The sequence below is a fragment of the Cryobacterium psychrotolerans genome, assembly GCF_900101115.1.
GTDB classification, from domain to species: domain Bacteria; phylum Actinomycetota; class Actinomycetes; order Actinomycetales; family Microbacteriaceae; genus Cryobacterium; species Cryobacterium psychrotolerans.
This window is the reverse complement of the sequence record NZ_FNFU01000005.1, coordinates 166,329-180,855: the sequence shown is the minus strand read 5'-3', so window position 1 is coordinate 180,855 and position 14,527 is coordinate 166,329. Positions and strand designations below refer to the sequence as shown.

At 66.1% G+C, this 14,527-nt stretch carries 12 protein-coding genes; 6 read left to right on the top strand and 6 right to left on the bottom strand.

Annotated elements, in window-relative coordinates:
* The first annotated feature begins 62 nt into the window (after positions 1 to 62).
* The 6 genes from BLQ39_RS06680 to BLQ39_RS06655 all read left to right on the top strand — a co-directional run bounded on the left by BLQ39_RS06680 (position 63) and on the right by BLQ39_RS06655 (position 7,878).
* On the top strand, positions 63 to 2,330 hold the full coding sequence (locus BLQ39_RS06680) for a DUF6049 family protein (RefSeq protein ID WP_134574922.1): 2,268 nt from the start codon (positions 63 to 65) through the stop codon (positions 2,328 to 2,330).
* Positions 2,323 to 3,954: a murein biosynthesis integral membrane protein MurJ gene (gene murJ / locus BLQ39_RS06675; protein ID WP_241982833.1), complete on the top strand. Its 1,632-nt coding sequence runs from the start codon at positions 2,323 to 2,325 to the stop codon at positions 3,952 to 3,954. Before BLQ39_RS06680 ends, murJ begins: the two co-directional genes overlap by 8 nt.
* Positions 3,955 to 4,113: 159 nt before the next feature.
* Entirely contained in the window at positions 4,114 to 5,088 is a 975-nt protein-coding gene (gene trxB / locus BLQ39_RS06670) for a thioredoxin-disulfide reductase (RefSeq protein WP_092322698.1), read from the top strand.
* Positions 5,089 to 5,098: 10 nt separating this feature from the next.
* Positions 5,099 to 5,422, top strand: coding sequence for a thioredoxin (gene trxA, locus BLQ39_RS06665; protein ID WP_092322696.1), 324 nt, complete (start codon positions 5,099 to 5,101; stop codon positions 5,420 to 5,422).
* Between the two features lie 140 nt (positions 5,423 to 5,562).
* Positions 5,563 to 6,882, top strand: coding sequence for an aminotransferase-like domain-containing protein (locus tag BLQ39_RS06660; RefSeq protein ID WP_092322695.1), 1,320 nt, complete (start codon positions 5,563 to 5,565; stop codon positions 6,880 to 6,882).
* 39 nt (positions 6,883 to 6,921) lie between these two features.
* Positions 6,922 to 7,878, top strand: a complete 957-nt coding sequence (locus BLQ39_RS06655) for a D-alanine--D-alanine ligase family protein (protein WP_092322693.1) — start codon at positions 6,922 to 6,924, stop codon at positions 7,876 to 7,878.
* 2,146 nt (positions 7,879 to 10,024) lie between these two features.
* On the opposite strand, the gene BLQ39_RS06650 is transcribed toward BLQ39_RS06655, so the two are convergent.
* The 6 genes from BLQ39_RS06650 to yidD all read right to left on the bottom strand — a co-directional run bounded on the left by BLQ39_RS06650 (position 10,025) and on the right by yidD (position 14,505).
* Positions 10,025 to 11,002 carry a ParB/RepB/Spo0J family partition protein gene (locus BLQ39_RS06650; RefSeq protein WP_092322692.1) on the bottom strand — a complete coding sequence of 326 codons (978 nt, stop codon included), beginning with the start codon at positions 11,000 to 11,002 and terminating at the stop codon, positions 10,025 to 10,027.
* Complete coding sequence (locus tag BLQ39_RS06645) at positions 11,002 to 11,931, bottom strand: ParA family protein (protein WP_092322690.1); 930 nt, start codon at positions 11,929 to 11,931, stop codon at positions 11,002 to 11,004. Before BLQ39_RS06645 ends, BLQ39_RS06650 begins: the two co-directional genes overlap by 1 nt.
* 88 nt (positions 11,932 to 12,019) lie before the next feature.
* Positions 12,020 to 12,649, bottom strand: coding sequence for a 16S rRNA (guanine(527)-N(7))-methyltransferase RsmG (gene rsmG, locus BLQ39_RS06640; RefSeq protein WP_092322689.1), 630 nt, complete (start codon positions 12,647 to 12,649; stop codon positions 12,020 to 12,022).
* A gap of 14 nt (positions 12,650 to 12,663) precedes the next feature.
* Positions 12,664 to 13,239, bottom strand: a complete 576-nt coding sequence (locus tag BLQ39_RS06635; RefSeq protein ID WP_422386373.1) for a Jag family protein — start codon at positions 13,237 to 13,239, stop codon at positions 12,664 to 12,666.
* A 13-nt stretch (positions 13,240 to 13,252) separates the two neighbouring features.
* Positions 13,253 to 14,227 carry a membrane protein insertase YidC gene (gene yidC, locus BLQ39_RS06630; protein ID WP_092322687.1) on the bottom strand — a complete coding sequence of 325 codons (975 nt, stop codon included), beginning with the start codon at positions 14,225 to 14,227 and terminating at the stop codon, positions 13,253 to 13,255.
* A gap of 8 nt (positions 14,228 to 14,235) precedes the next feature.
* Positions 14,236 to 14,505, bottom strand: a complete 270-nt coding sequence (gene yidD, locus BLQ39_RS06625; RefSeq protein WP_338419119.1) for a membrane protein insertion efficiency factor YidD — start codon at positions 14,503 to 14,505, stop codon at positions 14,236 to 14,238.
* Positions 14,506 to 14,527 lie beyond the last annotated feature (22 nt).

Sequence of the window (14,527 nt, the reverse complement as noted above, 5' to 3'; positions counted from 1 at the left end):
GGGGGAGCGACTGGCTGCCCGGCGGAGGCTTCTCCCGGCAAGCACGCCGTAGAATCGCCTCTATGGAGGCCGGGACTAAGCGCGCGCGTCGGCCTGTGCACCCGGGGGTCGTGCGCAGCCTGACCTCGCGACTGCGGATGCCGCTTTCGGTGCTGCTCGTCACCCTCCTCCTCGCCCTCACCGGGTTCGCCGGCACGTTCCCCGGCTCCTCCGCGGCCCACGCGGCCGCGACCCCGCCCGACACGGTGAGCATCGACGTGTTTCCCACCGGGTCGCCGATCCTGCGCCCCGGCCAGCCGCTTCCGGTCACGGTGCGCATCACAAACAGCACAGCAGACTCAATTCCGGCCGGCACCATCAAGCTCTACCTGGCCAAGCGCGCGCTGACTTCGCGGTCCGCGCTGGACTCCTGGCTGAAGCCCAAGGACATCGGCGATCCGGGCGACCGGATGCTGAGCCACCCGACGACGACCATCCAGCCCGGCAGCACGGCGAGCGTCAAGCTGAGCGTGCCCGCCGACGCCATCGGCCTCGGTGCCGCGAATGCGTGGGGAGCCCGCGGGATCGCGGCAACCCTGACGGCAGACGGGGAGGTGCTGGCGCAGGGACGCGGCACCTTCGTCTGGTACTCCGGCGACCCGGTCACCCCGGTGAAGCTGGCCGTTGCGATGCCGATCACGGCCCCGCAGTCATCGGCGGGCCTGATCCCGGCCGAGGAGCTGGAGACGTACACGCAGGAGTCCGGTCTGCTCTCACGCCAGCTCGACGGCGTGATCGACCGCCCCGTTGCCATCGCGATCGATCCGATGATCATCGCGTCGATCCGCATCCTGGGCAGCTCCGCGCCGCCGAGCGCAACCGAGTGGCTTTCCCGCCTCTCCGCGGCCACGAACGATATATTCCCTCTCAGCTATGCAGACGCCGACATCGCCCTGCAGGCCCAGGCCGGCTCGAAAACGGTGCTCTCCCCGATTTCGTTCGAGTGGCTCATCGACCCCGAACTCTTCACCGAGGCCCCGGCCACGCCCCAGCCGACGCCCGGCACCATCGCGCCGACTCCCGGTCAAGCGACCACTCCTTCGCCGTCCCCGACCCCGGGCGAGGTGACGCCACCCACGAGCGCGGGGCTGCTCGACTGGGACTACACGATGACGGATATCGGCTGGCCGGCGGCCGGCGTCGTGGCGAAGAACGATCTCGACGTCTTCGCCGCCAGCGGCCTCACCACGACGATCCTCAGCGGCAGCAATGTCACCCAGTCGGCGGACGACCCCACGCCCAACACCGTGCTCTCCCTCGGCAGCGGGCGGGGCCTCGCCACCGACGACGCCATCTCCCGGGCGTTGCGGACGGCCGCGCGCGCAACCACCGACGACGAGTGGCACGAGGCGGTGGCGGAGGCGTCGTCGCAATTGGCGGTGGTGTCGGCGGAACGTCCGGGCACCGCGCGCATCCTCCTCGCCACCTTTGACCGGGGCTGGCCGGCGAGTCCCAACCGGCTCGGCGAGACCCTCGACGCCCTCGCTGCCCTCCCGTGGCAGACCCCCGCCACGCTGAGGGAAGCGCGTTCCGCCCCGCAGGCCGCCACCGTGGCCTTCCAGGCCCAGGCGGAATCGGCAGCCCGGGTGGACCAGGGCCGTCAGCTCCTTCGACGTGAGGCCGAGGTCGGCGCCTTCGCCACCGCCCTCGAGGACCCCGTGCGCGTCACGGGCGCACACCGGCTCGAACTCCTGGCGCTGCTGTCCGCGTCGTGGGCCGACGATCCCGCAGCCTGGCAGCAGGCGACCGCGGCGAGTTCCGCCGCGTCCGGCGCCCTGCTGAGGTCCGTCACCGTGACCACCAAGGGCCCGATCAACGTCGTGGGCAGCAAGGTGGACATTCCGGTCACCTTGAGCAACGCCCTCGGCCAGGCCGTGAGCGTCAGGGTGCAGGTCGTGCCCTCCAACGGCCGTCTCGTCGTCGGGAATGACGTCGAGGCGACCATTGACGCCGAGTCGGCGCGCACCGTGAAGGTGCCGGTGACGGCCGCGGTCGGCAACGGAGACGTGACGCTTCGCGTCTCGCTCTACACACCGGCCGGCACGCGGATCGACCGTCCGGCGGAGATCGCGGTGAGCGTGCACGCCGACTGGGAGGGCCTGGGCGCCCTGATCTTCGCCGCCATCGTCGTGCTGTTCTTCGGTTTCGGCGTCTGGCGCAACATCCTGCGCCGCCGCCGTGAAGGCGCGGCCTCCGCGGGCGCCGGGACCGAGCCTGTCGCCGGGACCGGAACAGGGACGGGGGCGGCGACCGATGACGTCACCACACCCGCCGCGGAGCCGCGTGGTTAGCGCCGCCGACACCGCCGATACCGGCGGAATCGGCCGGGCGAGTGCCCTCCTCGCCTCGGGCACGATCGTTTCCCGGGTTCTGGGCTTCGTGAAACTGATCGTTCTCGCCGGGATGATCGGTGCGATCGGCAACGGCGCCGACGCCTTCGCCCTCGCGAACCAGCTGCCCAACACCGTCTACGTCATCGTCGCGGGCGGCATCCTCACCGCGGTACTCGTGCCGCAGATCGTCCGAGCGAGCCTGAACGCCGACGGCGGCGCCGCCTACATCAACAAGCTCCTGACCGTGGCCCTGCTCATTCTCGGCGCGACGACGATCCTGGCCACCCTGCTGGCCCCGGCCATCACGGGGTTCATCGGGCTCCCCCTGAAGGGCGACCAGCTCGGCCTCGCAATCGCGTTCGCTTACTGGTGCCTCCCCCAGATCTTCTTCTACGGGCTGTATACGCTGCTGGGCGAGGTGCTGAATGCTCGCAAGTCGTTCGGTCCATCCACCTGGGTCCCGGTGCTCAACAACATCGTCGCCATCGCGGGCCTGGTCATCTTCGGTCTCCTCTTCGGCGCAGACCCGAACGGCCAGCGACCCGCCGGCGCCTTCAGCCCAGAGATGATCGCCCTCCTCGCGGGCAGCGCCACCCTCGGCGTCGTGGCGCAGGCGGTCGTACTGTTCTACTTCTGGCGGCGAGCAGGGCTGCGCTACCGTCCGGACTTCCACTTCCGCGGAGTCGGTCTCGGCACGGCAGGCAAGATGGCCGGCTGGACCTTCGGAATGCTGATCCTGAGTACGGCCGCCGGGATCGTCGAAACGCAGGTCGCCCTCGTGGCCACCGGCAAGGCATCCGTCTTCGTGCTCGCCACGGCCTGGCTCATTTTCATGCTCCCGCATTCGGTGATCACCGTCTCGGTTGCCACCGCGTACTTCACCCGGATGAGTGAACATGCCTCGCGGGGCATGTACGACCTGGTGCGCACGGATGCCTCGTCCGCCATCCGCGGAACGACGCTCTTGATCGTGCTCGCGTCGGCCGTGATCGCGGTCTGCGCCTATCCGTTCGCAGCCGTCTTCGTCCGTCCGTTCGAGCAGGTGCAGGGCATCGGCAACGTGATTGTCGCCTTCATTCTCGGCCTCGTGGCCTTCTGCATCCTGTTCGTGCTCCAGCGCACGTTCTACGCCCTGGGTGACACGCGCACGCCGTTCTTCTTCACGCTGTTCCAGGTCGTGCTCATCGTGGCCGGGGTGCTGGGGTGCACGCTGCTGCCGAAGGAGTGGATCGCGGTCGGCATCGCACTCGTCGTGACGGTCTCGGGCATCGCACAGACCGGGCTGGCTGCCCTGCTCCTGCATCGCCGCCTCGGGGGGATCGATGGACGCCGCATCCTGGGCAGCCTGGCCAAATACCTCGTCGCCGTGCTGCTGCCGCTCGCGCTCGGCCTGGCCCTGCTCTGGATACTCGGCGGCGCCCGGGAGGGCGGCTTCGCCGTCTCCGGCCGGATCCCGGCGATCCTGTCGATGCTCCTCATCGGAGTGGTCATGTCGGCGGCCTACTTCGGGATGCTGCTGCTGATGCGCAGTGCCGAACTCCGCTCCGTCATCGTCCCGCTGCGTGCCCGCCTCCGGCGCTAGACCAAATCGGCGGGAGCCCCCTCCGAACCTCCTGTGCGCCCGCCCGCCGAGGGGAAGGCGCGGAATAGCATCCGATTAGGATGTGTTGTACCGGGCAGTGAGCGACGTTCCCGATCGCCTTCTACCGGCTTTCCCCCAGAATTCAAGGAGTGTGCACGCGTGCGCCAGATCATCATCATCGGTTCCGGCCCCGCCGGCTACACGGCCGCCATTTACGCCGCACGGGCCAACCTCAAGCCCCTGCTGATTGCCAGCTCGGTCGAGGCCGGCGGCGAGCTGATGAACACGACGGACGTCGAGAACTTCCCCGGATTCACCGATGGCGTGCAGGGCCCGGAACTCATGACGAAGATGCAGGAGCAGGCCGAGCGGTTCGGCACCGAAGTTGTCTACGACGACGTCACCGCCGTTGACCTCACCGGCCCGATCAAGACCGTCACCCTCGGCTCGGGCGAGACGCACGAGGCTCTGGCCGTCATCGTCGCCACCGGCTCGGCGTACCGAAAGCTGGGCCTGGACGACGAAGAGCGACTGTCGGGCCACGGAGTCTCCTGGTGCGCCACGTGCGACGGTTTCTTCTTCAAGGCCAAGACCATCGCCGTTGTCGGCGGCGGGGACTCGGCGATGGAAGAAGCGACCTTCCTCACTCGGTTCGCCAGCAAGGTCTATGTCATTCACCGAAAAGACACCCTGCGCGCTTCCAAGATCATGCAGGATCGCGCTTTCTCCAACGACAAGATCGAGTTCATCTGGAACTCCGAGGTCGTCGGCATCCTGGGCGCGGATGCCGTTGAAGGCGTCCAGTTGCGCGACACCGTCTCAGGCACGGAGAGCACCCTCGAACTGGATGGGCTGTTCGTGGCCATTGGCAACGACCCGCGCACGCACCTCGTGCACGGCCAGCTGGACCTCACCCCCGAGGGCACCATCTCCGTCGGCGGCCGCTCGTCCAAGACCAGCCAGGCCGGTGTCTTCGCCGCCGGCGACGTGGTCGACCCCACCTATCGCCAGGCCGTGACGGCCGCGGCATCCGGTTGTGTCTCCGCGCTCGACGCCGAGCACTACCTCTCCACTCTTCCCGAGGATCTGCTGGCGAAGGCCGGCGAAACCGAACTTGCAAGCGTTACCAACTAAGGAGAATGACATGACTGCACGTGCCGTTACAGAGGCAACCTTCGACCAGGAAGTCATCAAAAACGAGAAGACCGTTCTGGTGGACTTCTGGGCGGAGTGGTGTGGCCCCTGTCGCGCCGTCAGCCCGATCCTGGACCAGATCGCGCATGAGCACGCCGACAAGCTCGACATCGTCAAGCTGAACGTCGATGACAACCCGGGCCTGGCCGCGAAGTACCAGATCACCTCCATCCCCGCGATGAAGGTGTTCCAGAAGGGCGAGGTCGTCAAGACCGTCATCGGCGCCAAGCCGAAGCCTGCCCTCGAAGCCGACCTGGCCGCCTACCTCGCGTAGCCGACCGGCTGGTTCCTGAGGAACGAAGACCCGTCCGGCTCACGCCGGGCGGGTCTTTTCTTGTGCTCCCGGCCGGGACACACTTCGAGGGCGCCGCAGAAGACCCCATACGATGAAGAGCACACCAGATCGGACGTGACGTGACAGAACAGGGCTCCTCCCAGGCCGGCAACAACCTCGACCCGTGGTATCACCACTACGCGGACCGGGCCGCTGGATTGCGCGCCTCGGAGGTGCGCGCCCTGTTCGCCGTGGCATCCCGCCCCGAGGTCGTCTCGCTGGCCGGCGGCATGCCGTACGTGGCCGCCCTGCCGCAGAACCTCGTGATCGACGCCATGGAACGTGTCATGCGCGAGCGCGGCGCCGCGGCGTTGCAGTACGGCTCGGGGCAGGGCATTCCCCTGCTGCGCGAGCAGATCCTCGACGTGATGGCGCTCGAAGGCATCCGGGCCAACGCCGACGATGTCGTTGTGACGACCGGATCGCAGCACGCGCTGGAACTCGTCAGCAAGCTCTTTCTCGACCCGGGGGACGTTGTCCTCTCCGAGGGGCCAAGCTACGTCACGGCCCTCGTCATCTTCAAGTCCTACCAGGCCGAGGTCGAGCACGTCCCGATGGACGAGAACGGTCTCATCCCGGAAGCGCTGCGCGAGCACATTGCCCGGCTGAAGTCCGCCGGGAAGAGGATCAAGTTCCTGTACACGATCCCGAGTTTCCATAACCCGGCCGGCGTGACTCTGAGCTGGGAGCGGCGCCTCGAGGTGCTCGAGATCGCCAGGCAGAATGACATCCTCGTGCTGGAAGACAACCCCTACGGATTGTTGTACTTCGACCGCCCCGCGCCGGATGCCATGCGCTCGGTCGAAGAGGACGGCGTCGTGTACCTGGGCACCTTCTCCAAGACCCTGGCACCGGGCTTTCGCGTCGGCTGGGCGCTCGCTCCGCACGCCATCCGGGAGAAGCTCGTGCTCGCGAACGAGGCCGCCGTGTTGTCGCCCAGTTCGTTTACCCAGTCCGTGATCTCCGAGTATCTGTCCACCGCCGATTGGAAGGGTCAGATCAACACGTTCCGCGACGTGTACCGTGAGCGCAAGAACGCCCTGGTCGGCGCCCTGGAGGAATACCTCCCGGAGCTGACCTGGACGAACCCCAACGGCGGCTTCTATGTCTGGGTCACGCTGCCCGATGAGCTCGACTCGAAGGCAATGCTTCCCCGAGCGGTCACCGAGCTCGTGGCCTATACGCCGGGGACCGCCTTCTTCGCGAACGGCGATGGGCGCCGGAACATGCGCCTGTCGTTCTGTTACCCGACCCCGGATCAGATCCGGCTCGGTGTGCGCAGGCTGGCCACGGTCATCCGGGACGAACTGGACCTGCTCGACACCTTCGCCGGAACCGGCTCACTGCATGCCCCCAGCGCCGATTCGCGCTTCGGCTCCCCGCCGCCCGACGCCTCCTGATCTCGTCCGCCTCAGTTAGAGCAAGGAAACTCCCTGATCATGACCGAATTCGTACCCCTCGACATCGTTGTGCTGGCGGGCGGGATCTCGCACGAACGTGAGGTGTCCCTTCGCTCGGGACGCCGCCTGGCCGATGCCCTGACCGGAGCGGGCCACGACGTCACGGTGATCGACCCGCACGCCGGGCTGCTCTCCGAACTCGTCGATCGCAACCCGGATGTCATCTGGCCAACGCTGCACGGGGCGACCGGTGAAGACGGTGCGCTCCTCGCGTTGATCGAGACCACGGGTATCCCCCACGTCGGCGCGCGCGGCGAAGCGGCCGCCCTGGCCTGGTCCAAGCCCACGGCGAAGGTACTCGTGCGCCGGGCCGGTTACGCGACGCCGGCATCCGTCGCCCTCTCGAAGGAGACCTTCCGCGACCTCGGCGCGACGAGTGTTCTCGAACGGCTGCTCGCCGCCCTGCCCGCGCCCCTCGTGGTCAAGCCGGCTCAGGGCGGGTCCGCGCAGGGGGTGACTATCGTCACCGCCGCGGCCGGACTGCCGCGCGCGATGGTGGACGCCTATGCCTACGCCGATGTCGCCCTGGTCGAGTCCCGCATCTCCGGCACGGAGGTTTCGGTGACGGTTATCGACAAGGGCGAGGGCCCCATCGCCCTCCCCGCGGTCGAGATTGTTCCCCTGAGCGGGGTGTACAGCTTCGAGGCGCGCTACAACGCCGGCGAGACCCTGTTCTACGCTCCCGCTCGCATGGACCCGACCGTCCTTGCGGCTGTCGAGTCGACTGCGGTTGCGATCCATTCGCTCCTGGGCCTCCGCCACCTGTCCCGGATCGACCTCATCGTCGACGCGGCGGGGACGCCGTGGTTCCTGGAGGCCAATGTTCTGCCCGGGCTGACCGAGACGTCGCTGGTCCCGCAGGCGATCGAGGCATCGGGCGAGTCGCTCGGCGCGGTCTACGCGGCGCTCGCCCGGGCGGCTGTCGCCGAAGCCTGATTTTTTTCTTCCGTCCCGGATCCGTCGAGGGAGAACCCCTCCCCCGGGGCGCCGCAGGCCCGGGAACTGTTTGTGCGACCTGGGCCCCGGTGGTGCTCCGGGTGCGGGTGCGGGTGCGGGTGCGGGTGCGGCCGATGTTTCACGTGAAACACTCCCGGCGTCGCCCGACTGACCGGTGTGTCAGCTCATGCAAGCCGCGTAATCGACGCGCGCTGACACACTAGGTCGTCTATAGAAAATTGCTGATCAAATTGCATATCCGGTCATTTACTTGCTTTGCGACAGCAGCAGCTTCTTCCTTAGCAACAGCTGCAGCAGCGCAGCAGGACGAGTGCTATCGGGCCGGCATCCCGGGAAACCGGAATGCGGTGCACGAATCTCCGATCGTCGCACGCGGCCTCCGGCGACGGCCGAGTTCATCCGGAGCCAGCTCAGCAGATTCCGGCCACGCGGGCCGAACCAGTGCGCGAAAACCACCTGCGGGCCCCGGACCTCCTGAGTTGACCTCTCCCCGGTTCCCGTACGGGGATATCGCGTGCCTCAGTGTCACTCTTTCCCGGCGCCCAGGACGCCGAACGCAACGTGTTTCTCTGCTTGCCCACGGCACATCGCCTTGTCACACCAGACCAAGATCCATCCGCCACCCGTTCAGCCCACCCGCGCCCCGTTCCGCCCACCCGCGCCCCGTTCTGCCCACCTGTTCCGCTGTCAGTCCCGCGCAGAGCACCAGCGTGGGGCTAACTCAGGAAATTCCGCCGGCGACAGCCGGAGCAGTCCGGTCGGACCCTCGAAAATCTACGGATCTCCTGAGTTGGCCACACGTTCCGGGCGCCAGGGACCACTCGTGGCGTCCGGATTCGTCATGTTTCACGTGAAACACTGCTGGTTCACCGCAAACGGCCCTTAGCTGGATCAACCCAGCGTAAACGTTCGACGCGAGACGGGTCGATTTCTGGGGATAGTGGCCTGGTCGGCCGGGGCTGCGCCCCTGGATGACCAAGCTCCCACGAATGTCCTGATATCGCCACCCGGGGTCACCCACCTGTTCCCGCGAGACCTGTCCCGAGACAAGCAGGGGCAATGTTTCACGTGAAACCCCATGGTCTTTGGGGCTGCATTCTTGGAACGTTGCCCCACAACGCCTTCAGGCGGGGCATTTTCGGGGCCGATCTGCAAAGTTCGGCTCTCTCTCCGGAAAGGAGCCTCACCACGACAGCGGTGCGTGCACGCCTGGAGCCTAAGTTGGCACGCGCGAACCGACTCGCATGTTTTCTGTAAGACTTACTGGGTGCAGCGGAATGGCCGCAACTCTCGGCCGCGCAGAGGGCATGTTTCACGTGAAACATTGCTGGGCACTCATGGACCCCATCCCCGTCAATACGGCACACACAGGGAAAGTCGGCCCTCAGGATGGCCTCCACTGCGGGAAATCGGCGTCACATCGGGGCACGCCCGGGCGGCGTTGGGGAAAGATTCAGGCTTGCAAGGGCACGCTCCGCCCCGGAACCACTCGCTATCGGGCATGTTTCACGTGAAACGTGCGGCACGGTGCGCGTAAGAGACCCGGGCCTGATGGAACTCGTGCGCGGATTACTGCCGTGGGAAACACTCTCCGACGGAAGCGCGAACCTACACAAGGTGGTCATGATCGCACCAGCAGGGGAGAGTTCATGGGGTTCCGTCCCTGCGCCGAAGTCTCACCGATTTGGGTCCGCCTGGGCCGCTTGGACCCGCCGAAGACCACAGATGTCGTCGGGGGTGCTGATGTTTCACGTGAAACGTACACTCCCCCATAACGGGGACCGCCCAAAGGATCAAAACTACCGACACGCTGGCGTGCTCGTGAAGTCCCTTCGCCCGCCGTGGGCGAATCATCCCGCGCGTCCCCATACGGCAGATAGGGGAACGCGGAACTCCGGCTGGCTGCGCCACGAGAAACACAGCAAGCAGCCCGCAAGCAGCACCGCTGAAACGGTCGGCAGCGAAGATGTTTCACGTGAAACATGCGGCCTCAGCCTGCGTGCCGGACTCGGCCCGGGGCGATCATCGGCGGCCCCAACGCCAGCTTCTGTTTGCAGATCCGGCGCAGAACTGAGGTTAATTTGGCGGTTTTCACCTCGTCAGGAACGATCCTGCGGGTCGAAAGCTAGTTCGCTCCGAAGCCGGGCTCGCCCAGGACGACGAGGATGCGGTTGAGGTCACCGATCGTAGCGAAATCCACTGTGATCTGGCCTTTTCTTGCTCCCAAGTTGATCTTCACACGCGTGTCGAGGCGGTCGCCGAGGCGTTCCGCGATCTCGTCTAGGTGACCCTGCCGCTTCCCCGGCGCGGGGCGCGTCGACGCCGCTTTGGGCACCGCGGTCGCGGCCGCCTCGGCCGCGCGAACCGAGAGGTCTTCGTTGACGATCTTGTCGGCGAGGCGCAACATCCCCTGGTGGTCTCCCACGGACAGGATCGCCCGCGCGTGGCCGGCACTGAGCACACCCGCGGCCACCCGAAGCTGCACCGGTTCCGGAAGTTTCAGCAGACGCAGGGTATTCGTGATTTGCGGCCGAGACCGACCAATCCGCGTCGCGAGCTCCTCCTGCGTGATGCCGAAGTCGGCCAGCAGTTGCTGGTACGCCGACGCCTCTTCGAGCGGGTTGAGCTGTGCGCGGTGCAGGTTCTCGAGCAGGGCGTCGCGGAGCATGTCGACATCCGCGGTCTCACGAACAACGGCGGGAATGCTCGGCAGCCCGATCGCCTTGCTCGCCCGCAGGCGACGTTCGCCCATGACCAATTCGTACTTGCCCGGCTGTTCCAGGAGCGGTCGCACCACGATCGGCTGCAAGACGCCGACTTCGCGGATGCTGTGGATCAGTTCCGACAGGTCGCTCTCGTCGAAGACGGTGCGGGGCTGAACCGCGTTCGGAACGATATCGGCCGGGTCGAGGTGCGCGAGCCGGGCCCCGGGCACGGGGAGGAGATCCTCCGGTTCATCCGCCACGTCCGCGGCCGGCGCCTTGTCGGGGTCCTGCCCTTCCGCGTAGGGGAAGAAGACGTCCACCGGGCGGGAGAGCCGAGCCGGGTCCTGAACGGGAATCAATGCGCCAATGCCGCGGCCGAGGCCAGTCCGTTTCGCCATTATTGCTGTGCTCCTGTTTCTGGGGCGCCCCGCCGGGCGATTTCTGCCGCTGCTTCGAGGTAGGAAAGCGATCCTGCGGAGTTCAAATCGTAACTGATCACACTCTGCCCGTAGCTCGGAGCCTCGGACACCCGCACGGAACGCGGAATCAGGGTATCCAGCACCTGATCCGGGAAGTGGTCGCGCACATCCTGGGCCACCTGGTTGGCCAGGTTCGTTCGGCTGTCGTACATCGTGAGCAGGATCGTTGAGACCGCGAGGTCGGGATTGAGGTGCTTCTCGATGAGTTCGATGTTCTTGAGAAGCTGGCTCAGGCCCTCGAGCGCGTAGTACTCACACTGGATCGGGATCAGAACTTCCCGGGCAGCGACGAAGGCATTGATTGTCAGCAGGCCCAGCGACGGGGGACAGTCGATGAACACATAGTGATACGGATCCGTCATTTCGCGCACATGCAGATCCAGTGCGCGTCGAAGCCGCTGTTCGCGCGCAACCAGCGAAACCAGTTCGATTTCCGCTCCAGCCAGGTGAATCGTCGCCGGAACGCAGAACAGCGCACCGAATTCCGGGCTCTTCTGAACGACATCGGCGAGCGGCATGTCGTTGATGATGACGTCGTACACGCTGCGGGTTTCGGCCCGATGCTCGACTCCGAGCGCCGTTGAGGCGTTGCCCTGCGGGTCCAGGTCGATCACGAGCACCCGGGCGCCCTGCCTCGCCAGCGCGGCGGCGAGATTGACCGCGGTGGTCGTCTTACCCACCCCGCCCTTCTGGTTCGACACCGTCAGAACCCGAGTTTTCTCGGGCTGGGGGAGGCGTTCGGAGGCGAGCGCCTGGCGTCGGCGGGTCAGGTCCGAAATCTCACGAGCGAGCGGCGTGTCGAATCCCGCTGGGCTGCTGACTTGCTGGTCTTCACCAGGATGTTTCACGTGAAACCTTTACGTTCGACGGTTGATGAGCCACCCGAAAGGGAACCTCGGTCCGACTCTCACCGACGGCGAGTGGCGGTACCTGGGACTAATCCACTGTAGCCCGTATGACCCTCGTGACCTCGTCCAGCACGCCCTCACCGAGCGTAATCACCTCAACATTGCTCAGCCGGTACTTGCGAATCGCCTTGGCCGCCGAGTCGACCTCCGCTTGTGCGCCGGCGCCCTTCATGAGCACCATCTCACCGCCGGGCCGAAGCAGGGGAGCGGTGAGGGGGATGAGGGTCCGGAATGCGCTCACGGCCCGAGCGGTCACCTGATCCAGCGGCTGCTCGAGGCGCACATCCTCGGCCCTCGCCCGCAGCACGGTCGTGTTCTCGAGGCCAAGTGCGTCCACCTGGTCGTTCAGCCAGGCAACCCGGCGCTCCATCGGTTCGATCAGCACGAACGAGACATCGGGACGTGCAATCGCCAGCACCAGGCCAGGCAACCCCGCACCCGACCCGACATCGCCGACAACGCCCGGCCGCAGCAGGGGGGCCACGATCGCACAATTCAGGATGTGCCGGCTCCACAGACGAGGAAGTTCCAGCGGCCCGATCAATCCACGAATCTCGCCCTGATCAGCCAAATTGTGCGCGAACGCACGTGCGATCCCAACTCTCTCCCCGAAGAGTCCCGCTGCGGCGGCAGGTTCGTGCTCGAGTTGTTCCGTCATCGTGTCGCGTTTGATCAGGCGCGGGAGATGACCGTGTGGCGGTCGCGGCCCTCGCCATTGGACTCGGATACAAAACCGCGTTCCGAGACCAGGTCGTGCACGAGCTTGCGCTCATACGACGACATGGGGGGCAGGGCCGCGTCGGCGGCGCCGGCCTCGATGCGTTCGATCGCGCGACCGACCAGCGCAGACAGCTCGGCCTGGCGTGCCTCACGGGACCCGCCGATGTCCAGGATCAGGCGCGAGAAGGAGCCGGTCTTGTTCTGCACGGCCAGGCGCGTGAGCTCCTGGAGCGCGTTGACCGTGTCCGGCTTCGACAGCACGCGCAGCGTGTCTCCGTCGGCGGCGTTGACCGACACATAGGCGCGGCCGTTGCGGGCATCGATGTCGATATCGCCGTCCAGGTCGCAGATGTCGAGGAACTCCTCAATGTAATCCGCGGCGATGTCGCCCTCCTGCTCGAGCTGGTCGACAGTGGGGGAGTCGTCGCCGTGGGCTGCGCCGCCCTCGGGGCTCACGGGCGTCTCGGGCACGGTGGAATCTGCTGCGGTGTCGGGCACGGTTGCGTCGGTTTCAGTCACGTCAGTCACGTCGGTCTCTCGTCTACTTCTTCGGGCCGGGTTGCTTTTTTGAACGGTTCTTGCCGACCGGCTGCTGGCGCTGCGCGGGCTTCTTCGGTTCCTCGACGATGATGATGTCGCCGTCTTTCGCCACAAGCTTTCCCTTGCGGGCCAGGCGTTCCTCGCGGGCCTTGGCCGCCTCGCTTCCGGGGGTGGGCATGTTGCGGATCACGATGAACTGCTGAACCATCGTCCAAATGTTGGAGGTGAGCCAGTAGAACATGACGCCGAGGGGGAACGCGACGCCCGAGAAGGCGAAGACGAGGGGGAGCAGGTACAGCATGATGCGCTGCTGCTTGAACATCGGGCTCGCCTTGGTCTCCGGCGACATGTTCTTCGAGACGATCTGCAGCTGGGTGATGAACTGCGAGGCGGTCATCAGCACGACCATGACGGCCGCGATGACCATGACGGCGACGCTGTACGGGTTACCGGCCATCATGAGTGTCCACTGGCTGGCGAACGACTCACTCAGCGGGGCCTGTCCGAACAGGGATGCGTTGCCGAAGCTCTGCGCCCGATCGACGTCGAGCGGTCCGACACCGGCCTTGAGGTGCTGGGCATCGTTGAGCACGGAGAACAGGGCGAAGAAGATGGGCATCTGCAGCAGCAGGGGAAGGCAGGAGCTCAGCGGATTCGTTCCGGTGCGCTTGTACAGCTCCATGGTCTCGCGGGACATGGACTCGCGGGAGAACTGGTCCTTCTTTCCCTTGTACTTGTCCTGGATCTTCTTGAGCTGCGGCGCAACCTCGAGCATCTTGCGCTGGCTCTTGATCTGCCTGACGAAGATCGGGATGAGGGCGGCTCGGACGACGATGACGAGGCCGACGATGGACAGCACCCAGGTGATTCCGTCGTTGTAGCCGAGGCCCATGTTGGAGAACAGCCAGTGGAAAGCGACAAGAAGCAGCTCCACCGCCCACTTCAGTGGCCAGAGGATGATTCCTAGGAGGTCCATACTTCGGGTCAGCCCTTTCCGTGGCTTGGTGCGACAACAAATCCAAAGGATGTCACTCGGTAACGGCGTGTGCGCTTGAGCGGGACATCATCCACTCCGCCTTCGGCCCACGGATGACACCGGGCGAGACGCCTCGCGCCGAGGGCAGATCCGATCACGAGGCCGTGTTCCTGGACCGCGCCCAGGGTGTACGCCGAGCACGAGGGGTAGTACCGGCAGACGTCCCCATAGAGCGGGGAAATCACAGCGCGGTACGCACGCAGGAGGAGAACCCCCATGTTGCGGGGGAACAGCACAATC

What these genes read in the sequence shown, in the direction of transcription:
- rsmG (WP_092322689.1), bottom strand. Translation starts at nt 12,649, where the DNA reads ATGACGGAACAACTCGAGCACGAACCTGCCGCCGCAGCGGGACTCTTC.
- BLQ39_RS06680 (WP_134574922.1), top strand. Translation starts at nt 63, where the DNA reads ATGGAGGCCGGGACTAAGCGCGCGCGTCGGCCTGTGCACCCGGGGGTC.
- yidD (WP_338419119.1), bottom strand. Translation starts at nt 14,505, where the DNA reads ATGGGGGTTCTCCTCCTGCGTGCGTACCGCGCTGTGATTTCCCCGCTC.
- trxA (WP_092322696.1), top strand. Translation starts at nt 5,099, where the DNA reads ATGACTGCACGTGCCGTTACAGAGGCAACCTTCGACCAGGAAGTCATC.
- yidC (WP_092322687.1), bottom strand. Translation starts at nt 14,227, where the DNA reads ATGGACCTCCTAGGAATCATCCTCTGGCCACTGAAGTGGGCGGTGGAG.
- BLQ39_RS06655 (WP_092322693.1), top strand. Translation starts at nt 6,922, where the DNA reads ATGACCGAATTCGTACCCCTCGACATCGTTGTGCTGGCGGGCGGGATC.
- BLQ39_RS06650 (WP_092322692.1), bottom strand. Translation starts at nt 11,002, where the DNA reads ATGGCGAAACGGACTGGCCTCGGCCGCGGCATTGGCGCATTGATTCCC.